The sequence below is a fragment of the Brevibacterium sp. Z349TD_9 genome (genome assembly GCF_056173565.1).
In genome coordinates, this window is record NZ_CM149680.1 from 1,560,217 (window position 1) to 1,581,323 (window position 21,107).

Annotated in this window: 16 protein-coding genes; 14 read left to right on the plus strand and 2 right to left on the minus strand. The window is 66.9% G+C overall.

The window, feature by feature from the left end:
• Nucleotides 1-50 precede the first annotated feature (50 nt).
• From AC0VYB_RS07040 to AC0VYB_RS07065, 6 genes are all read left to right on the plus strand, one after another.
• The gene (locus AC0VYB_RS07040; RefSeq protein WP_095375801.1) at nt 51-1,595 is read left to right on the plus strand and encodes an ABC transporter permease; all 1,545 of its coding nucleotides are present in this window, start codon (nt 51-53) and stop codon (nt 1,593-1,595) included.
• On the plus strand, nt 1,592-2,623 hold the full coding sequence (locus AC0VYB_RS07045; RefSeq protein WP_063250950.1) for an ABC transporter permease: 1,032 nt from the start codon (nt 1,592-1,594) through the stop codon (nt 2,621-2,623). The genes AC0VYB_RS07040 and AC0VYB_RS07045 overlap by 4 nt, the downstream gene beginning before the upstream one ends.
• Nucleotides 2,623-4,515 (plus strand): ABC transporter ATP-binding protein, encoded by a 1,893-nt coding sequence (locus tag AC0VYB_RS07050; protein WP_197931758.1) that lies wholly within the window; start codon nt 2,623-2,625, stop codon nt 4,513-4,515. Before AC0VYB_RS07045 ends, AC0VYB_RS07050 begins: the two co-directional genes overlap by 1 nt.
• Nucleotides 4,516-4,758: 243 nt before the next feature.
• Nucleotides 4,759-6,669, plus strand: coding sequence for a translational GTPase TypA (gene typA, locus AC0VYB_RS07055; RefSeq protein ID WP_009375166.1), 1,911 nt, complete (start codon nt 4,759-4,761; stop codon nt 6,667-6,669).
• Nucleotides 6,666-8,003, plus strand: a complete 1,338-nt coding sequence (locus AC0VYB_RS07060) for a PIG-L family deacetylase (protein ID WP_009375168.1) — start codon at nt 6,666-6,668, stop codon at nt 8,001-8,003. Before typA ends, AC0VYB_RS07060 begins: the two co-directional genes overlap by 4 nt.
• A 63-nt stretch (nt 8,004-8,066) precedes the next feature.
• The gene (locus tag AC0VYB_RS07065) at nt 8,067-9,815 is read left to right on the plus strand and encodes a VanW family protein (protein ID WP_232252575.1); all 1,749 of its coding nucleotides are present in this window, start codon (nt 8,067-8,069) and stop codon (nt 9,813-9,815) included.
• 19 nt (nt 9,816-9,834) lie between these two features.
• On the opposite strand, the gene AC0VYB_RS07070 is transcribed toward AC0VYB_RS07065, so the two are convergent.
• A complete protein-coding gene (locus AC0VYB_RS07070; protein WP_009375172.1) occupies nt 9,835-10,908 on the minus strand; it encodes a GNAT family N-acetyltransferase in 1,074 nt (357 codons plus the stop codon).
• Nucleotides 10,909-11,080: 172 nt separating this feature from the next.
• Here AC0VYB_RS07070 and fdxA point away from each other — a divergent pair, with 172 nt between their 5' ends.
• The 4 genes from fdxA (at nt 11,081) to AC0VYB_RS07090 (ending at nt 15,655) form a co-directional block, all read left to right on the plus strand.
• On the plus strand, nt 11,081-11,401 hold the full coding sequence (fdxA, locus tag AC0VYB_RS07075; RefSeq protein ID WP_009375174.1) for a ferredoxin: 321 nt from the start codon (nt 11,081-11,083) through the stop codon (nt 11,399-11,401).
• 4 nt (nt 11,402-11,405) lie between these two features.
• Entirely contained in the window at nt 11,406-12,518 is a 1,113-nt protein-coding gene (gene dapC / locus AC0VYB_RS07080; RefSeq protein ID WP_009375177.1) for a succinyldiaminopimelate transaminase, read from the plus strand.
• 359 nt (nt 12,519-12,877) lie between these two features.
• On the plus strand, nt 12,878-14,161 hold the full coding sequence (locus AC0VYB_RS07085; protein ID WP_101624852.1) for a citrate synthase: 1,284 nt from the start codon (nt 12,878-12,880) through the stop codon (nt 14,159-14,161).
• 501 nt (nt 14,162-14,662) lie between these two features.
• Complete coding sequence (locus AC0VYB_RS07090; protein WP_131248468.1) at nt 14,663-15,655, plus strand: hypothetical protein; 993 nt, start codon at nt 14,663-14,665, stop codon at nt 15,653-15,655.
• Nucleotides 15,656-16,758: 1,103 nt separating this feature from the next.
• Here the strand turns inward: AC0VYB_RS07090 and dapD are convergent.
• Nucleotides 16,759-17,703 carry a 2,3,4,5-tetrahydropyridine-2,6-dicarboxylate N-succinyltransferase gene (gene dapD, locus AC0VYB_RS07095; RefSeq protein ID WP_063250945.1) on the minus strand — a complete coding sequence of 315 codons (945 nt, stop codon included), beginning with the start codon at nt 17,701-17,703 and terminating at the stop codon, nt 16,759-16,761.
• A 43-nt stretch (nt 17,704-17,746) separates the two neighbouring features.
• On the opposite strand from dapD, the gene dapE reads away from it, so the two are divergent.
• From dapE to AC0VYB_RS07115, 4 genes are read left to right on the plus strand one after another with little or no spacing between them, the layout of a single operon-like run.
• Nucleotides 17,747-19,030 carry a succinyl-diaminopimelate desuccinylase gene (gene dapE / locus AC0VYB_RS07100; protein WP_101624854.1) on the plus strand — a complete coding sequence of 428 codons (1,284 nt, stop codon included), beginning with the start codon at nt 17,747-17,749 and terminating at the stop codon, nt 19,028-19,030.
• A gap of 5 nt (nt 19,031-19,035) precedes the next feature.
• Nucleotides 19,036-19,923 (plus strand): LOG family protein, encoded by an 888-nt coding sequence (locus AC0VYB_RS07105; RefSeq protein WP_366231725.1) that lies wholly within the window; start codon nt 19,036-19,038, stop codon nt 19,921-19,923.
• A complete protein-coding gene (gene folP, locus AC0VYB_RS07110; RefSeq protein ID WP_475385107.1) occupies nt 19,920-20,813 on the plus strand; it encodes a dihydropteroate synthase in 894 nt (297 codons plus the stop codon). The genes AC0VYB_RS07105 and folP overlap by 4 nt, the downstream gene beginning before the upstream one ends.
• Before the next feature lie 30 nt (nt 20,814-20,843).
• Nucleotides 20,844-21,107, plus strand: coding sequence for a DivIVA domain-containing protein (locus tag AC0VYB_RS07115; RefSeq protein WP_051995470.1), 264 nt, complete (start codon nt 20,844-20,846; stop codon nt 21,105-21,107).

A 21,107-nucleotide genomic window follows, 5' to 3' on the forward strand; every position in this document is an offset into this window, starting at 1 on the left:
ATCAGTGATCCCCACAGTGGCGTGCTCGCACAGACGGAATCGGACACACCATGATCAAGTTCATTCTCAGACGTCTCCTGTCGACGGTCATCGTTCTGCTCGTCGTCACGTTCGTCCTCTATCTCCTGCTCAACGTCGCCCTCGACTTCTTCTGGGACCTGCGCTCAAGCACCTCTCCGAACATCGAAGCACTCTATGAGTCCCGTATCAGGCTCCTCGATCTCGAAACGCCCGCGGTCGTCCGCTACTTCAAGTGGCTCGCCGGCGCCTCCGGATGCCTCATCGGCCAGTGCGACCTCGGCATCGCGTGGAAGAGCGGTCAGGAAGTCACCTACCTGCTCCAGGGCGCGATCATCAACACGATCAAGCTCATCACCGCCTCGACGATCGTCGCCATCATCCTCGGCATCGCCGTCGGCATGATCTCGGCCATTCGCCAGTACTCGGGCTTCGACTACTTCATCACCTTCGTCTCGTTCCTCCTCTACTCGCTGCCCGTCTTCTGGGTCGCGGTCCTGCTCAAGCAGTACGGGGCGATCGAGATCAACAACTTCATCAACGATCCGACGCTGAACAGCTGGTGGCCGATCATCGTCTTCTGCCTGGCGATGGGCCTGTTCTGGATGGGCGCGCTCGGCGGCGGCAAGAAGCGGCGGATCATCACCTTCGTCGCAGCAGCACTCGTCACCTTCGGCACGATCTACTACATCCTCGCGAGCGGATGGCTGCAGCAGCCGACCATCGGAGTCGTCGGCGTCATCATCATCGGTGTCGGTGCGGCGATCGTCATGACGTTCCTCTCGACGGGTCTGAAGAACAAGCGCGTCCTCTACGCGACGCTCACGTGCGCCGTCATCGGGGCGCTCCTCTACATGCCGCTCCAGTACCTCTTCTACTACCAGGAGATGAACTGGCTGTGGATGTTCGGCCTCCTCGTCGTCGCCATCGGCGTGGCCATCGGCGTCGGCCTCGCCTTCCGCGGACCGGATCCGTGGGACACCGCGCGCACGACGGTCTTCACGACGCTCATCATCGCCGTGACGATCTTCGCCGACCGTGTGCTCCAGGGGTGGTCGGAGTACTCGAACAGTCCCGCGATCAACAACCGTCCGATCGCGACGATCGGAGCCTCGGCCCCCAACGTCGACGGGGACTTCTGGATCACGAACCTCGACTCGTTCACCCACCTGCTCCTGCCGTCGATCGCCCTCGTCCTCATCTCGTTCGCGTCGTACACCCGCTACACCCGCGGGTCGATGCTCGAGGTCATGGGCCAGGACTACATCCGCACGGCGCGGGCCAAGGGGCTCAACGAGCGCACCGTGATCATGCGCCATGCACTGCGCAATGCGCTGCTGCCGCTCGCCTCGATCATCCCCGTCGACGTCATCACGATGATCGGCGGTGCGGTGATCACGGAGACGATCTTCGGCTGGAACGGCATGGGCAAGCTCTTCATCGACTCGATGAGGCAGTCCGAGCTCGACCCGATCATGGCCTACATCCTCATCACGGGCATCCTCGCCATCATCGCCAACCTGGTCGCGGACTTCCTCTACGCCGTCCTCGACCCGAGAATCCGAGTGAACGCATGAGCATCGACGACAAAGAACAGAGCCCGATCGCGACCGACAGCGTCGGTGAGAACGCGATCGAATCCAAAGAGACCGAGGGACTGTCCCAAGGCAAGATCGTCTTCCGGAAGTTCCTCCGGCACAAAGGTGCGATGGTCGGACTCATCGTCCTCTTCCTCGTCACCGTCTTCGCCTACTCGGCCCAGGGCATCGGCCCGATCCCCGGCTGGTGGATCTTCAACCACACAGCCTCCGGTCCGATCGTCAATCCGGGCGGCGCGCCGACATGGACGCTGCAGAACATCTTCTCTCCGGGAGAGCACCCCTTCGGTCAGGATGAGATCGGCCGGGACAACTTCGCCCGGGTGATGAAGGGCACCCAGATCTCGATCATGGTCATGCTCATCATCGGCATCGTCGCGCTCATCATCGGCACGATCGTCGGCGCGCTGGCCGGCTACTACCGCGGCTGGGTCGACTCGATCCTCATGCGCGTCACCGACGGCTTCATCATCCTCCCCGTCATCGTCGTCGGCGCCATCCTCGGCAAGCTCGTCTCGGGCACCGGCGGCGCGATGCTCGGACTCGTCCTCGGAGCGATCCTCTGGACCGGCCTGGCCCGACTCGTCCGCGGTGACTTCCTCTCCCTGCGCGAGCGCGAATTCGTCGACTCCGCACGGGTCGCGGGCGCGAGCGACTTCCGGATCATGTTCAAGCACATGCTTCCGAACGCGATGGGCGTCATCATCGTCAACACGACTCTGCTGATGAGCCAGGCGATCGTCCTCGAGGCCTCGCTGAGCTTCCTCGGCTTCGGCATCGCGCCGCCGGACATCTCCCTCGGGCAGCTCATCAGCGAGTACCAGACCTCGTTCGCCACCCGTCCGTGGCTGTTCTGGTGGCCCGGTCTCTTCATCATCGTCATCGCTCTGTGCGTGAATTTCATCGGCGACGGTCTGCGCGACGCGTTCGACCCCCGCATGAAGACGATCCCGAGCTGGCGGAAGATGAAGAAGGCCGAGCGTATGGCGAAGAAGGGGGACAAGTGATGACCGAGCAGAACACGACTGAGTCGACCACCGGTGCGAAGTCACCGATCCTCGACGTCAAGGACCTCGGAGTCCACTTCTGGGTGAGCGACGAATGGTGGATGGCAGCCGAGGGACTCACGTACACGGTGAATGCCGGCGAAGTGCTCGCGATCGTCGGTGAGTCCGGTTCCGGAAAGTCGCAGTCGAGCATGTCCCTGCTCGGTCTGCTGCCGAGCAACGGCCGCGCTACCGGCTCGGCGAAGCTCGGCGACAAGGAGCTCATCGGGATGCCGCAGGAGCGGATGCAGCACATCCGCGGCAACGACATCTCGGTGATCTTCCAGGAGCCGATGACCGCGCTCAACCCGGTCTACACGGCGGGCTTCCAGATCATGGAGACCCTCCGCGTCCACCTCGACATGGGTCCGAAGGAGGCGAAGGAACGGGCTCTCGAGCTCATGCGCCTCGTCGAGATCCCGGAACCGGAGGAGCGGTACAACTCGTTCCCCCACCAGCTCTCGGGCGGTCAGCGTCAGCGCATCATGATCGCGCAGGCGCTCGCGTGCCAGCCGAAGCTGCTCATCGCCGACGAGCCGACCACGGCGCTCGACGTCACGGTGCAGGCGGAGATCCTCAAGCTCATGCGCGAGCTGAAGTCGAAGCTCGATGCCGGCATCATCCTCATCACGCACGACATGGGCGTGGTCGCGGACATGGCCGACCGCATCATCGTCATGCGCTCGGGCAAGGTCGTCGAGTCGGGGACGGCGGATGAGATCTTCTACAACCCGCAGCACCCGTACACGAAGCAGCTCCTCGAAGCCGTGCCCCACCTCGGCACCGAGATCGAAGGGGAGGCGTTCGGTACGGATCTCCACGACGTCGAGGAGGCCATCCACGAACTCGAGGAGACCTTCGCGGACGAGTCCGGGGGCGACGACCTCGGCGCCGGATCGGTGGCCGACGACGATGCCGAGGCCACTGCCGTGTCGACGGGGGAGGCCGAGCATCCGCACATCGAGATGGATTCGACCGAGACCTACTACCATCCCGGGTCGCAGGCGGACTTCTCGAAGCCCTCGGCGCTCCAGCTGCGGGATGCGGCGATCGAGTACCCCGCGGTCGGGCGGAAGAAGGCGTTCCGCGCCGCTCACCACATCAACCTCATGATCGCTCCTGGTGAGGTCGTCGGCCTCGTCGGCGAGTCGGGGTCCGGCAAGACGACGATCGGCCGTGCGGCCCTCGGCCTCCTGCCCACCGTCGAAGGCGACATGGTCGTCAACGGCAAGAGCATCAAGGGGCTGAGCAACAAGCAGATGCGGCCGCTGCGCAAGGAGGTGGGGATCGTCTTCCAGGATCCCGGCTCCTCGCTCAACCCGCGTCTGCCCATCGGCGAGTCGATCGGCGAGCCCCTCTACCTCCACGAGGGGATGAAGGGTCCGGCGCTCAACAAGCGCGTCGAGGAGCTCCTTCACGCAGTCGAGCTGCCGACGTCGATGCGCAACCGCTACCCGCACGAGCTCTCGGGCGGTCAGCGTCAGCGCATCGGCATCGCCCGCGCACTCAGCCTGCGGCCGAAGCTGCTCATCGCCGATGAGCCGACCTCGGCGCTCGACGTCTCCGTCCAGGCGAAGGTCCTCGACCTCTTCGAGAGCCTTCAGGCGCTCTACGGGTTCGCGTGCCTCTTCATCAGCCACGACCTCGCGGTCGTCGAGCGCATCGCCTCCCGCATCGCCGTCATGCGCCACGGGTACCTCGTCGAGATCGGACAGGCCTCGCAGGTCGTGGCCAACCCGGTCCATCCCTACACGCAGCGTCTGCTCTCCGCGGTTCCGGTACCGGATCCCAAGGAGCAGCGCAAGCGCCGGGAGGCCCGCGACGCCGTGCTCGAGGCGACGATGAACGCCTGAGCAGGACCGCCTCGGCGCCGGTGCCGGGGATGGCAGTCTCCGCGAGGCGGATCCGGTTCGATCTCAGCTCTGATGTCGAACCGGATCCGCCTCGCTGGCGTCCGAGGGCCGACACCGGCGGGCCGACACCGGCGAGGCGGCACCGGAGGAGCCCGAAACCACCTGTGAATCGGGCGACCTGCGCGGTGCGTATAATTGTGTGTTGGGTCCGGTCCGGACCACCCTCCCTACCTAAGGCTATTGATGACTGAAGCTCCCACGCGCCGGGACAACCGCCGCAACGTGGCGATCGTCGCCCACGTCGACCACGGCAAGACCACCCTCGTCGACGCCATGCTCCGGCAGACCGGTGTCTTCAACGAGCACGGTGACTTCGCCGAGCGCGTGATGGACTCCGGCGACCTCGAGCGGGAGAAGGGGATCACGATCCTCGCGAAGAACACCTCGGTGCTCTACAACGGACCCTCCGCCGGTGACGAGCCCATCGTCATCAACGTCATCGACACCCCGGGCCACGCCGACTTCGGCGGTGAGGTCGAACGCGGACTGTCCATGGTCGACGGCGTCGTCCTCCTCGTCGACGCCTCCGAGGGCCCGCTGCCCCAGACCCGCTTCGTCCTCCGCAAGGCTCTCGCGGCGAAGCTGCCGGTCATCCTCGTCATCAACAAGACCGACCGGGCTGACGCCCGCATCGACGGTGTCGTCGAGGACTCGCAGGACCTGCTCCTCGGCCTCGCCTCCGACCTCGCCGACGAGGTCCCCGACCTCGACGTCGACGCCGTCCTCGACGTCCCCGTCGTCTTCGCCGCCGCGAAGGTCGGAGCGGCCTCGCTCGACCAGCCCGCCGACGGCGAGGTCCCGGACAACCCGGACCTCGAGCCGCTGTTCAAGACGATCATCGAGACCATCCCGGCCCCGGAGATCAACGCCGACGGCGTCCTCCAGGCGCACGTGACGAACCTCGACGCTTCGCCGTTCCTCGGCCGTCTCGCCCTCCTGCGGATCTTCGGCGGCACCCTGAAGAAGGGCCAGCAGGTCGCGTGGGCCCGCGGTGACGAGATCAGCTCCGTGAAGATCACCGAGCTCCTCGAGACGCAGGGACTCGACCGGGTTCCCGCCACCGAGGCGTCGGCCGGTGACATCGTCGCCGTTGCGGGCATCCCCGACATCATGATCGGCGACACCCTCACCGACATCGACAACCCGAAGCCGATGCCGGCGATCGTCATCGACGATCCGGCGATCTCGATGACCATCGGCATCAACACCTCGCCGCTGGCCGGTCGTGAGAAGGGCACGAAGGTCACCGCCCGCATGGTCAAGGACCGCCTCGACGCCGAACTCGTCGGCAACGTCTCCCTCAAGGTCCTGCCCACCGAGCGTCCCGACGCCTGGGAGGTCCAGGGGCGCGGTGAGCTCGCGCTCGCGATCCTCGTCGAGCAGATGCGCCGTGAGGGCTTCGAGCTCACCGTCGGCAAGCCCCAGGTCGTGACCAAGCAGGTCGACGGCCAGACCCAGGAGCCCTTCGAGGACCTGACGATCGACGTGCCGGAGGACTACCTCGGCGCCGTCACCCAGCTCATGGCCAGCCGCAAGGGCGTCATGTCGACGATGACGAACCACGGCACCGGCTGGGTGCGGATGGAATTCACCGTCCCCGCCCGCGGCCTCATCGGCTTCCGCACCCGGTTCCTCACCGAGACCCGCGGCACCGGCATCGCCAACTCGATCTCCGCCGGCTACGGACCGTGGGCCGGCCACATCGAGTTCCGGACCAACGGCTCGCTCGTGGCCGACCGCGCCGGAGCCGTCACCCCGTACGCGATGATCAACCTCCAGGAGCGCGGTTCCTTCTTCGTCGAACCGACCTCCGAGGTCTACGAGGGCCAGATCGTCGGCGAGAACTCCCGGGCCGATGACATGGACGTCAACATCACGAAGGAGAAGAAGCTGACGAACATGCGCTCAGCCTCCGCGGACTCCTTCGAGAACCTCGTGCCCCCGCGCAAGCTCACGCTCGAGGAGAGCCTCGAATTCGCCCGTGAGGACGAATGCGTCGAGGTCACCCCGTCCGCCGTGCGCATCCGCAAGGTCGAACTCGACCAGAAGGAGCGCGCGAAGATCTACGCGAAGCTGCGTCGTCAGAACGCATGATCACGCCGCGGATCCTCTTCGTCCACGCCCACCCCGATGACGAGACCATCGCCACGGGAGGCACGATCGCAGCCCTGACCGCCGAAGGCGACCAGGTCACCGTGCTCACCGCCACCCGCGGTGAGGGCGGAGAGGTCATCCCGCCGGAGATGAAGGCCCTCGAGGGCGACCGGGCCGGGCTCGCGTCCGTGCGGGAGTCCGAGATCGCCGAGGCGATGCGGTCCCTCGGCGTCACCGACCACCGGTTCCTCGGCACTCGCCGAGGCGGTGCGGTGACCCTGCCCGAGCGTCGTTTCGAGGACTCGGGGATGGAATGGGGGCCCGAGGGCCACGCCGTGCCGGCAGCGTCGATGCCCGCAGGCGCCCTGTGCGCGGCGTCGACCGACGAGGTCGCCGACTACATCGCCGCCGTCATCGACGAGGTCCGCCCGCACGTGGTCATCACGTACTCGGCCAACGGCGGCTACGGCCACCCCGACCACGTCCGCGTCCACGACGCGACCGTCGCGGCCGTCGAGAAGGCGACCTGGCGGCCCGGTCGGCTGCTCTTCGTCGAGATCCCCGCCGAGGTGGCCAGGGCGTCCTTCGATCCGCGCCAGTCCGGATTCTCCGAGACCGGGTTCGCCCAGGCGCAGACGATTCCGACGATGGCGCCGGTCGGCGAGATCGTCGTCGCCCAGAACGTCGCAGGCGTCCGCGATGCCCGCCGGAGGGCGTTGGCCGCGCACCGCACGCAGGTGAGCCTCAGCGGTGACTTCATGGCCCTGTCCAACGGCATCGGCACGAAGCCCGCCGACCACGAGTACTACTCCCTCGGCGCCGGCGCCCCGTTCCCCGCGGAGACCCAGAGCTCGGGACTCGCCTCGCACGTCCTCGCCGGCCTCGACCTCGATGCTCTCGAGGACGCGAACGCGGCCGGAGCCCCCCGGCGTCGCCGCGAGCCGAAGAAGCCCGGTGTCTTCGCCTTCATCCATGCGGGACTCCTCGGCCTCCTCATCGGCCTCCTCGGGGGATTCCAGCATCTCAACGTCTCGGTCGTCCGCCTCGGCGAGACCCCCGCGATCGTGCCCTGGGGACTCGGACTCGGACTGCTGCTCGCCCTGTGCGGCCTCTGGCACCTCAAATCGATGTACCGGTCCACCGCACCGATGCTCGTCGCCGCGATCGTCATCGCCGTCGTCTCCTACATCCTCGGCCAGCCGGAGTGGCTGCCGGGATCCGACATCGTCGTCACCGGCACCCTGCGGTCGGTGGTGTGGCTGCTCGGCCCCATGGTCATCGCGGCCGTCCTCGCCTTCGTCCCCGTCCGCAGCCGGGCGCAGAGATCCCTCTAGGACTCCGCTCCCGGACAGAGCCTTCCCCGACCAGACTCAGATCCCCTCGATAGACTTGGAAGAATGATGTCCACCCAGACCCTCGCAGGCAGCGCGCCTGATCCCTCGGCCGGCACCTCGGCGGGCAGGCGCAAGCGACCCTGGATCATCGCGCTCCTCATCCTCGTCGGGCTCGCCGTCGTCTACCTCGCGATCGGCTTCTTCAGCGGCCGGGTCGTCGCCCCCGGCACGACCGTGGCCGGCGTCGACATCGGCTCGCAGAGCGCAGCCGATGCGAAGTCGACCCTTGAGGACGCCCTCGGGGAGAAGGCGAAGCAGGAGATCGAGCTCAGCGCCAAGGAGGCCACGGCGACGATCGATCCGGTGAAGTCGGGACTGGCACTCGACGTCGACGGCACCGTCGCCCAGGTCACCGGGTTCACACTCAACCCTGCCATCCTCGCCGACCGGCTCTTCGGCGACAATGAGGTCTCACCCGTCCTCGCTGTCGACGACGCGACCTTCGACAAGAGCGCCGAGGCGGCCGCGAAGGGACTCGAGGTCGAACCCGTCGATGCGGAGCTGAGCTACGACAAGACGACGCCTGCGGTCAAGGACGCCGTGACCGGGCAGAGCGTGAGCGTGGAGAACATCCGCTCCGCCGTCGCCGCACAGTGGCTGGTCAAGGACAATCCGCTGCCCGTCGTCGTCGACGAGGTCGAACCCGACATCACGACCGCTGAAGCCAAGGACGTCGCCGACGGCTTCGCCGCCGATGCGGTCAAGGCCGACGTCACCGTCAAGGCCGTACCCGGCAAGGACGCCGACTCCGACGTCAAGGGCGGGGACCTGACGATCTCGCCGACGACGATCGCGAAGACCCTGAGCTTCGAGGCGAAGGACTCGAAGCTCGTGCCGAAGTTCGACGCCGAGAAGCTGCAGAAGCGGGCACTCGACGAGAACGAGGAGATCGGACGTCCCGCCAAGGACGCGACCTTCAAGGTCGTCGACGGCAAGCCGCAGGTCGTCGACTCCGAACCCGGCATCGGCATCAAGCCCGACGACCTCTCGAAGGCCGTGACCGATGCGATCAACGGCGACACCGCAGCCGCCGAGGTGACCCTGGCCTCCGTCGAACCGGAGTTCACGACCGAGGACGCGAAGAAGGTCGACGTCTCGCAGACCGTCTCGGAGTTCTCCACCCCGTACAAGTCCGATCCCAACCGCGACAACAACCTCCGCGTCGCCTCGAAAGAGGTCTCGGGCACGGTCCTTCAGCCCGGCGAGCAGTTCTCCCTCAATGAGACGCTCGGCCCGCGGACCGCGGCCAACGGCTACAAGCCCGCAGGCGTCATCTCCGAAGGGCAGATGAAGGAGGACTTCGGCGGAGGAGTCTCGCAGGTGTCGACGACCCTGTTCAACGCCGCGTTCTTCGCCGGCTTCGAACTCAACGAGCATCAGGCGCATTCGCGCTACATCTCCCGCTACCCGGAGGGCCGGGAGACGACGCTCGACTACACCTCGATCGACCTCAAGTTCACGAACAACCAGAAGACCCCCGTCGTCCTCGACATGTACCTCTCGGGCGGAAAGGTCTACGCGAAGGTCTACGGAGTCAAGTACTACGACGTCGAAGCCGACTCTTCGGGCCGGTACGCCTTCACCTCGCCGGCGACGGTGACCGAGTCCGGTCCGTCGTGCACCCCGCAGTCACCGCGCGAGGGCTGGTCGATCAAGATCACGCGGACGATGAAGGAGATCGCGACCGGACGGGAGACGAAGGACTCCTTCGTCACGACCTACCGACCGGTCAACAAGGTCGAGTGCAAGTAGCTCTGCTGCACGGACAGGCTCAGGCCTGCTTCGCGTACCAGCACCGGTGGCGCACGCTCGCGCCCAGCGACGTGAAGAGCCCGAGCGACGCCTCGTTGGCCGCTTCGACGTCGACGAGGTAGGAGCGGACTCCGCGCTGGGCGAGCAGGGCTGCGGCAGCCCGTGCGACCGAGCGTCCGGCTCCGCGCCGACGCAGGTCGGGGCGGGTGACGAGGTTGGTGATGACGCCCCACTTGCTCCGTTCGACGACTCGGCACGTCGCGACCATCGTCCGCGAGCCGTCGGGATGCTGAGCCCACGCGGTGACGAACTGGCATGGGTCATCGGTCTCGATGAGCGCCCGGAAGGCGTCGATCGAACCGGGGTCGCGCTCACTCGTCCAGGCAGCGAAGTGGAGGTCACTCGGCGTCTCGGTGACGTCGATGGACAAACCGGGGGCGGCCGCCTCGGCGGGGGCACCGGCACCGGCGGCCGCCTCGGCGGTGGCACCGGTGAGGAGGTACACGGTCTCTGACGGGGAGTATCCCCGCTCGGACAGGAGCGGCCCGAGACCCTCGCACTCCGGGGCCAGGGTCGTCGAATCGTCGGCCGAGTAGATCTGGACGACCGCGGGCCGCTCGCGGGCGGCGTACCACGCCTCGACCGCGTCGAGCGTCTCGGACCAGCCCAGCCCGGACTCGGTCACGGGCAGGGCGCTGTTGGCGCGGCGGGTGGTCGATTCGGAGCTGCGCAGGAGCCAGCCCTTCTGGAGCAGCCCCACCTCGGCGGGGGAATCGCTCGACTCGTTGCGGAGATTGTCCGCGTGGAGCCACGAGACGTCGGACGGCAGCCACGCCGCCGCGGAGATGCGACGGAGGTCGACTGCGGAGACGATCTCATGGGTGCGACCCGACCGGGTCGGGGCCGGCGGGACCTCGTGGACGAGGAGGATGAGGCCGCGCTCGATCCGCACGGGACCGCGCTTCGTGTCGATGACGACGCCGGACTCGTCGACGGAGCTGACGACACCGAGGGCATCGGAGGTCGCATGCGTGTCACCCGGGGTGAGCGCATAGCGCACCACCACTCGTCTGCCTGGCGAGAGCTCGTCCACACCGCTCCTTCCGATTCCGCTGTCCCAGACCACATTAGAGCAGGTGGGCTCGGCCGCGGGGGAGGCGTGACCAATGCAACGAGGATCACGTGTCACGGTGGGAGACTGGGGACGCGTTCAAGGCGTATGGTGGAGATCATAGATCAGCTGAGTCTCCCGAGGAGCACAACCCGTGACGTACATCATCGCCCAGCCCTGCGTCGACGTGAAGGACAAGGCCTGCATCGACGAGTGTCCGGTCGACTGCATCTACGAGGGGGAGCGGAGCCTCTACATCCACCCCGACGAGTGCGTCGACTGCGGTGCCTGTGAGCCGGTGTGCCCCGTCGAGGCCATCTACTACGAGGACGACGTCCCCGAGGAGTGGTCGGAGTACTACAAGGCCAACGTCGAGTTCTTCGACGACATCGGCTCCCCGGGCGGCGCTGCGAAGCTCGGCAACACCGGCAAGGACCACGCGATCATCTCCGTCCTCCCGCCGCAGAACGGCTGAGGCGGTGGCGCCTCGCCTCGGGCTCGACCTGCCCGACTACCCCTGGGACAAGCTCACCGAGTATCGGGCCCGCGCCGCCGAGCATCCCGGCGGGGTCTGCGACCTCTCGATCGGCACCCCCGTCGATCCGACGCCCGCAGTCATCGAGGACGCGCTGGCCGCGGCGAGCGACGCCCACGGATATCCGACGACCGCCGGGACCGATGAGCTGCGTGCCGCGATCGCCGGGTGGTATGCGACGTGGCACGGGGTGAGCGTCGACCCGGCCGCCGAGGTGCTGCCGACCATCGGGTCGAAGGAGTTCGTCGCGTGGCTGCCCACCCTCCTCGGCCTGCGGCAGGCCGGACTGTCCGTGGCCTGCCCGCACGCCGCGTACCCCACGTACGAGATGGGGGCGAGGATCGCCGGGGTCGACTGTGTGCGCCTCGACGCCTCCGAGATCGTCGCCGGCGCTCCGCTGACGGGCATCGGCCTGCTCTGGCTCAACACTCCCGGCAACCCGACCGGCGCGGTCCAGGATGCCGAGACGCTGGCCGAGGTGGTCCGCCGTGCCCGTGAGGCCGGAGTCGTCGTCGCCTCCGACGAGTGCTATGGCCTGCTCAACTGGACCTCCGACGAGCCTGCTCCGAGCATCCTCTCGGTCACCGACGGCGACCACTCCGGGGTGCTCAGCGTCTACTCGATGTCGAAGCAGTCGAACCTCGCAGGCTACCGTGCCGCCTTCGTCGCCGGCGACGCAGCGCTCATCGACGATCTCACTCGGACGCGCAAGCACGCGGGGATGATCGTCCCGGCACCGATCCAGGCGGCGATGATCGCCGGGCTCACCGACACCGCACACGTCCTCGAGCAGAAGGAGCGCTACCGCGCCCGCCGGGATCGGCTGCGCCCGGCACTCGAGTCCTACGGATTCCGCATCGACCACTCGGAGGCCGGACTCTACCTCTGGGCGACCGCCGGTGTCGACTGCTGGGAGTCGATCGGGGCACTCGCCGATCTCGGCATCATCGCCGGACCCGGGGCCTTCTACGGCGACGCGGCAGCGCAGCATGTGCGCATCGCCCTCACCGCCACCGACGAGCGGATCGCCGCGGCTGCGGACCGGCTCCTCGCCTGAGGCGCGCCGTCTCGGGCAGGCGATTGCTCAGCAGTGTCTGGTGCCTGCGGCTCGGCTGAGGCACGTGCCCCGGGTGGAGAAGCTGCCATCGTCACAGGCAAGGACACCTGTCGCCCCACCTCGGCGGGGAATGATCCCGATCAGGATCGGGACTGGTCTGAGAGGGATGCGCCGAGGTGCATAGGAGCAGTGCGGAATTCGTCACACCCGCATCGGATCCCTGAGCCCGACGCTTGTTACTGAGCAGTACAGACAGGGCACAGTGATTTTTCGATTCCCCCGCAAGTGGGTAGTCTTTGAGGGAACTGTGCAAGACGCCTCAGGAAGTTCTTGAGGTGGGTCGACGGTGAGGAGAACATATGCCGACCGAAGCGAATCTCAGGATTGCCGAGACGGATCTGGCACTGCCAGAAGTGCCCGCGACAGCAGGCAACGACGGATATCGCATCGGCTCCCTGCTCAAAGACACCGGAGCCGTGACCTACGATCCGGGATTCGCCAACACCGCGTCCACCTCGTCGTCCATCACCTACATCGACGGTGATGCCGGGGTGCTGCAGTATCGGGGCTACCCGATCGAACAGCTGGCAGACAAGTCGAACTTCGTCGAAGTCTGCTACCTCCTCATCCACGGTGAGCTGCCCACTCAGGAGCAGTACGACGCCTTCGATGCGCGTCTGCGCAAGCACACCATCGTCCACGAGGATCTGCGCCGGTTCTTCCGGGCATTCCCCTACGATGCGCATCCGATGCCCATGGTTGCAGCTGCGGTCGCCGCTTTGTCGACTTTCTACCAAGATGACCTCGATGTCTTTGACGAGGATCAGATCGACACCTCGTCGTTCCGGCTGCTCGCGAAGATGCCGACGATCGCCGCTCTCGCGCACCGGAAGAACATGGGCCTGCCCGTCATCCACCCGGACAACTCGCGCAGCCTCGTGGAGAACTTCCTCCGCGTGAACTTCGGCGTCCCCGCCGAGCCGTACGAGCCGGACCCGCTCGCGGTCAAGGCGATGGACCAGCTCTTCATCCTCCACGCCGATCACGAGCAGAACTGCTCGACGGCGACCGTGCGTCTCGTCGGGTCCTCGCAGGCGAACCTCTTCCAGTCGATCTCGGCCGGCGTGAATGCCCTGGCCGGACCGCTGCACGGCGGCGCGAACTCGGCGGTGCTCGAGATGCTCCAGACGATCGCGGCCTCCGACGACGGTCCGAAGAAGTTCATGGAGCGCGTGAAGAACAAGGAAGAGGGCGTGCGCCTCATGGGCTTCGGCCACCGGGTGTACAAGAACTACGACCCGCGCGCGAAGATCATCAAGAAGACCGCCGACGAGGTCCTCGCCCGCTCCGGCGGCGACCCGCTGCTCGAGCTCGCCGTCCAGCTCGAGGAGATCGCGCTAGCCGACGACTACTTCGTCGAGCGCAAGCTCTACCCCAACGTCGACTTCTACACCGGCCTCATCTACAAGGCGCTCGGCTTCCCGACGAACATGTTCACCGTGCTCTTCGCCGTCGGGCGCCTCCCGGGCTGGATCGCCCAGTGGCGCGAGATGATCAAGGACCCGGAGACGCGCATCGGCCGTCCGCGCCAGGTCTACACCGGCGATGTGTCCCGCGACTACACGGATATCACCGATCGCTGAGCGAAGCTCCGGCGATCGCTGAGCTGGAACGGCGGCGGCGACCGCTGAGCTTGGCGAGCACCGTCGACCACTGAGCGTCTCCGTCCCGAGCGGCCCTCCGGGCGCTCGGCCACCCTGCGAACGGTGGCTGAGCACCCGGAGGGCTGCTCGCGTATTCAGCAGTTGCACGCCGCACCTCGGGCAGCAATTCGCGCCCGCAGCGTTATACCCGCGGCGTAACTCGCTGAATCGGACCGTTGGCCGCAAATCATCCCCGTGCAACTGGAGGTTTTGTCGCTGCGGGGGTGGGATGCAGAATGCCCTCGCCGAGGCGGTGGTGCGTCTGTATGCCGATCATCGTCTCCAGTGGGTCCAGGGTGACGTAGGTGTCGTGTGAACATCCGATCCGGGGCGCAGGGCCGATGATCGGGCCGAAGCTCGGGTCGCCAAATAACATATGAATAGCGAGTGTGTCCAACAAGTATTCACCGACATCATGGGTAGAAAGTTGTGAGGGGTGCAATGGTCGTCGATGCAGTCAGCGCTCTGCGTGAACTGGACTTCGAAATCGTCGCCGGGGGCAACCGTGGCTCGTGGCGTGTGCGCGGCCCTGAGGGAATCTGGTTCGAGGTATCGCCGGCACCGGCGGTGCCGCATCTGGACGCTCATACTGTTCGCAGCTATACGGCTCATCACGGATGGAGCGGCGGTGTGCTCTTTGTTGCCGAATCCGCGACGGAGGGAATCATCGAACGCGCGGAGTCCGGAGAACTCGACATTCTCACGACTGCCCCGATACGACTCATCCATTCGGGGATCACCTATTCGGTGCACACAGCCGCTACGACGGACCACCGGAGCGAAACACCGAAGCGCGCGCGTCCAGCGTGGACCCGCTGGGCTCTCATACGCTACCTGCTGCTCAACGATGCTCCTGCGCGACAATCGTCGATCGCGGACGTTCTCGGCGTCAGCCAGCAGGCCGTGTCGAGTGCGCTCAAGATGCTCGGACCATTCGTCGACGATGCGGGTGATGGCGTCTATGCCATGGATCGCCAGGGACTGCTGCGACTGTGGATTGATGAGTACCTCGGACCCGGCGGTCAGGAATTCGGGTGGTTCAGTCTGGATCCGATTGTTCAGCAGGTCGCGCAGGCCAGAGAGATCTTCCATTTCTTGGACCAGACGATCTTGGTCGGCGGCGATGTCGCGGCAGACGTCATTGCTCCGTGGAAACTGCCGACCACTGGTCGAATCTACACCGACGCTCCCATCGACCTCTCCGAGGGAGGATTTGTTCCGGCACCATTGGACGAAGCGACCCTCATCATCACTGTGCCTCGCGACCCGACGATACTCAGATTGGGGTCGGTCCGACCATCAAGCAGTGAAACCGGCGGACTGCCGGTGGCGGATCCGCTGATCGTGATGTGGGATCTTCTCCATAGCGGCAGTGTCGACAGCGGACCGGCTGCGGACAAGATCGCAGAAGTGGTCGTAGAGCGACAGCGATGAATGAAATCATCAGAATAGAAGCGCATGCCGCGAGCAACGCGGACTCGCTCGGCTACATGGGACAACAGGCGGTCGCCCAAGCTGTCGACGGTGACACGCCGTACCGGATCATCGGCGGCCATATGGACAGACTTCTTCTCCATGTGTATCCCACCTCGAACGCGACCCTGCGATCCACGATTGATGCCGACGCAGCCGTCGATGACATCGAAATCGTCGGCGACATAGTGGATGGTCTCTGCGCCCAGGATTTCAGTCAAACAGGCGGCAAACGTCCTGAAGAAGGCTGTGAACTCCGAGCAGAATGTCGAAGTCAACCTGCTGGTCTCCCGCCGCGGAAGCTCGAAAGGCATCCGGTCGGAGTGTGCGCCCCGGGGTCGGGCAGGTCGATACCCTTCCGGAACTCGGATTCGCCCTTGACCAGCCGCCCCTCGACCTGGAAGTATTCGCGACCCTGTTCGACGGTTCGACGATCGAGTACCGAACGCGGATACCAGGGCTTGAGACTGCAGTCGTGTTGAAGGCCCATAGCTGGAGAGCACGGGGACTGCGGTCTGACCGTGACCTCGCAGACCTCCACTCGCTCATGGAGATCCGCGAGGAGCATCCGCACACAGCGTGGGGGCTCTCGTCTCCTGGCCTCATCGGGTTCCGAAAGGACACTGCGAGAATCCTCCACGAAGTGGCAGGAAAACTCACCAAGAGGACGAGCAATCTACCTGTGCCGTACGACCTGGACCGAGTGCGTATGGCAGCTTTGATCGCCCGGCATATATCCCGCCCGTAGCTGCGACGCTTCGCACTTGCGTCGGTAGAAGAACTGTCCTCAAATGCTCGCTGAGGCGATGGTCGAACGAACAACCCGAAAAACGCTCGGCAACCTCTCCGGTGCGACGACTCCGGGCTGGATAGCCGAAGGGCGCTCAGCAACCTGGCGACAGGTTGCTGAGCGCCCTCAAGGCAGCTGTGGTGCGGGGTCTGCGAACCCGCGTATCCTCGGCGGAAATCGCCTTATCGCACCGTTGGCCGCGAATCATCCCGGTGCAGCGGGAAGTTCTATTGCTGCGGGGGTGGGATGCGGAACCCCGCGCCTCGCCGAGCTCTCAGTGGAGGTCGGGGTTGAGCTCGATGCCCTTGGCCGAGCGGGCCAGTGCCTCGACGGCACCGGTCACCGAGTTGCGGCGGAAGAGGATGTTGTTCGCGCCGCTGAGCTCGGAGGCCTTGACGACCCGCTCGTCGTCGCCCAGCACCGTGACCCGGGTACCCGCGGTGAGGTAGAGGCCGGCCTCGACGATGCAGTCATCGCCGATCGAGATGCCCACGCCCGAGTTCGCACCGAGCAGACTGCCCGAGCCGATCGAGATGCGGTGGGTGCCGCCGCCGGAGAGCGTGCCCATGATTGAGGCACCGCCGCCGACATCGGAGCCGTCGCCGACGACGACGCCCTGCGAGATGCGCCCCTCGACCATCGCCGAGCCGAGGGTGCCGGCGTTGAAGTTGACGAAGCCCTCGTGCATGACCGTCGTCCCGGAGGCCAGGTGCGCGCCGAGGCGGACCCGGTCGGCATCGCCGATGCGCACACCCGAGGGGATGACGAAGTCGGTCATCCGCGGGAACTTGTCGAGGCCGAAGACCGCGACGGGGCCGCGGGCGAGCAGCCTCGTTCGGGTGGCCTCGAAGTCCTCCGGCGAGCATGCGCCCGCCGAGGTCCACACGACGTTGGCGATGTGGCCGAAGATGCCGTCGAGGTTGACATCGTTGGGCACGACGAGGCGGTGGGAGAGCGCGTGGAGACGGAGGTAGACATCGGCCGCCGAGGCGGGCGCCTCGTCGAGGTCGATCGTCGTCGTCACCACGGACGTCGTCGTCCCGCGGGCGGGATCCTCTCCGGTGAGCGCATCGAGTCCGTCGTCGGCGGCGCGGGCGGTCGCTGCCGCCTCGGCGTCGGCAGGGTCGTCTCCCGTGCTCAGGGCCGGGTACCAGACGGAGAGGACGGTCTTCTCATGCAGCGTGGCGAGTCCACGCGCGGAAACGATGCGTTGTGTCATGCCTGCCAGCCTAGTCGGTGACCGCGGTACTAGGCTAAGTCGTATGACTGCTCATCCACCTGCTGAGACCGCCGCCGCATTCGTCCCCGACGGCGACCTCGGGCAGTATCTGCTCTCCGCGCTCGACGATCCCGCGGAGCTGACTGGCCGGCTGTGCGCGATCGAATCCGTCTCCGGCAACGAAGGTGCGATCGCCGAGGCGGTCGTCACCGTCCTCGAGGCGATCAGCGCCGGTGACGGCCCCGATCTCGAGATCCTCCGCGACGGCGACACGATCGTCGCCCGCACCGGCTTGGGCCGGCCGGAGCGCATCGTCATCGCCGGTCACCTCGACACCGTCCCCGTCGAAGGCAACCTCCCGCCGAGGCGGCTCACCGGTGAGGTGGGTGAGTCCCGTGAGTCCGGAGTTGAGAACGGAACCGACAGCAGTGCCCCGGAAGACGAGGCCCCGGCGGGCGGTGCACCGACGGAGGACGCACGTGAGTCCGGCGCCTCGGAACGTGACCAGGCCGCCGGTGAGGAGATCATCTGGGGCCGGGGCGCCTGCGATATGAAGGCGGGGGTGGCGATGCAGCTCGCCGCCGCCTCGGCGCTGCGGAACCCGTCGCGCGACGTCAGCTGGGTCTTCTACGACCACGAGGAGGTCGATGCCGCCCTCAACGGCCTCGGCCGGGTCGCCCGCACCCACCCCGAGTGGCTGGCCGGGGACTTCGCGATCCTCGGCGAACCGTCGAATGCGAGCGTCGAGGGCGGCTGCAACGGCACGATCCGCGTCGACGTCACGACCACCGGTGTGCGCGCCCACTCGGCCCGCGCGTTCATGGGAGTGAATGCGATCCACGCCGCCGCCGAGGTGCTCACCCGCCTCGACGACCACGTCTCCGAGACCGTCACCGTCGACGGCCTCGACTACCGGGAGTCGCTCTCCGCGGTGGCGATCAGCGGGGGAGTGGCAGGCAACGTCGTGCCCGACGAGTGCCGCATCTCCGTCAACTACCGCTTCGCGCCCTCGAAGTCCGCCGCCGAGGCCGAGGGCTTCCTCCGCGAGCTCTTCACCGGCTTCGACGTCGTCGTCACCGACGCCGCCGAAGGCGCCCGCCCCGGACTCGACCGCCCCATCGCCCAGGACTTCCTCGCCGCGCTCGGCGCGGAACCGTCGGCGAAGCTCGGATGGACCGACGTCTCCCGGTTCAGTGCGCTCGGCGTCCCGGCGGTGAATTTCGGTCCGGGCAACCCGCTGTACGCCCACAAGTCAGACGAACATGTCAGGGTCCGGGAAGTGGAGGACGCGACCCGGACTCTCATCGACTACCTCGAGAAGGGATGAGCGCGATGGCGAACGACACCGATCCCGCACCGACGACCCGCACCGAGGAGCGCGAGCCCGTGGAGACCAGCCCGGACGAGAGCGGCCCCGACCAGCCCAGCACCGACCAGCCCGCAGCCGACACCACCGACGACGCGACCTTCTACAGCAAAGGTCCGCTGCGCCTGCGCGGCTCCCAGGTGCCGACGACGACGACCGATCAGCGCCTCCTCGAGTCCCGGGGACCCTCGAACTGGGTCCATGAGGACCCGTGGCGGGTGATGCGCATCCAGGCGGAGTTCGTTGAGGGCTTCGGGTCGCTCGCCGAGGTGGGCCCGGCGGTCTCGATCTTCGGCTCGGCCCGCCTCGGCGCCGGAACCCAGGCGTACGAGGATGCGCGGGAGATCGCCCGGCGGCTCGCGGAGAACGGGAATGCGATCATCACCGGCGGGGGACCGGGGATCATGGAGGCAGGCAACCTCGGCGCCACGGAGGCCGGGGGCGTGTCGATCGGACTCGGCATCGAGCTGCCCTTCGAATCGGGGCTCAACGACCACGTCGAACTCGGGGTGAACTTCCGGTACTTCTTCGTCCGCAAGACGATGTTCCTCAAGTACTCCCGCGGATTCGTCGTCATGCCAGGTGGCTTCGGCACCCTCGACGAGCTCTTCGAGGCGTTCACGATGGTCCAGACCGGCAAGGTCACGTCCTTTCCCATCGTCCTCTTCGGCACGAGCTACTGGCGGGGGCTCGTCGACTGGATGGCGAGCACCCTGATCGGAGAGGGCACGATCTCCCCGAAGGACCTCGACCTCTTCACGCTCACCGATGACATCGACGAGGTCGTGGCCACGATCGGTCCGCCCGGGACGATCCCCGACGCCCCCGTCGACGGCACCGGCCCCGAGCAGTGAAGGACGGCGCCGAGTCCCGCCCGACGCGGTTCGCGCTCACCGACGCCCGCGCCGGGGCCCCGGTGATCATGGCTGTGGTCAACCGGTCGACCGATTCGTTCTACGAGTCCGCCGCGACCCTCGAGGCGGCGCTGAGGGCCGTCGACGCCGCCGCCGAGGCGGGTGCCCGGATCGTCGACATCGGCGGGGTCCGTGCGGGGCGGGGTCGGGAGATCTCCGTTGCCGAGGAGATCGAACGCGTCGTCCCCGTCGTCGAGGCTGTGATCCGGCGCCGTCCTGACCTCCTCATCAGCGTCGACACGTGGCGCCATGAGGTCGCCGAGGCGGTCTGCGCCGCCGGTGCCGGCCTGCTCAACGACACGTGGGCCGGTGCGGATCCGCTCGTCGCCGAGGTCGCGGCCCGCTTCGACGTCGGCCTCGTCTGCTCGCACACCGGGGGTCTGTCCCCGCGCACCGACGCCCACCGCAGCCGCTACGGCCTCACCGCCGCCGACGTCGTCGACGAGACCCTGAGCGGTGTGGTGGCCCTGGCCACGGCTGCCGAGGCCGCCGGAGTCGACCCGACCCGGATCGTCATCGACCCGACGCCGGACTTCGGCAAGAACTCCTACCATTCGCTGCGGCTGCTGCGCGACCTCGGCCGTTTCGCCGAGACCGGTTACCCCGTGCTGCTCGCGATCTCCCGGAAGGACTTCGTCGGGGAGGCGGTCGGCGAGGTCGGACCCGCCGACCGGCTCCACGGAACGATCGCCGCGACCGCGCTGGCCGTGGAGAGGGGAGCGGCGATCATCCGCGCCCACGACGTCACCGCGACCGCCGACGCCCTGGCCGTCACGCTCGCCGTCACCGGGGAGGGTCCGGCCAGGCATACGGTCCGCGGCCTCCGCTGAGACCTCAGGCCGATATGCGAAGATGGCCTCATGCCATTGTGGATTGTCATCGGGGTCGCCGCTGCGATCTTCGTCCTCGTCATCGTCCTCGCCGCGTCCTTCGATCTCTTCTCCGCCGAGGCCGCCGAGGAGTCCGATGCCGTCGCCGCCCCACTGCCCGAGGGTTTCACCCTCGCAGACGTCGACGAGCTGCGGTTCCGTCCGGCGCTGCGCGGCTACCGGATGGACGAGGTCGATGAGGCGATCGGTCGGCTGCGGACGCGGATCAGCGAATTGGAAGCCGCGCAGAACTAG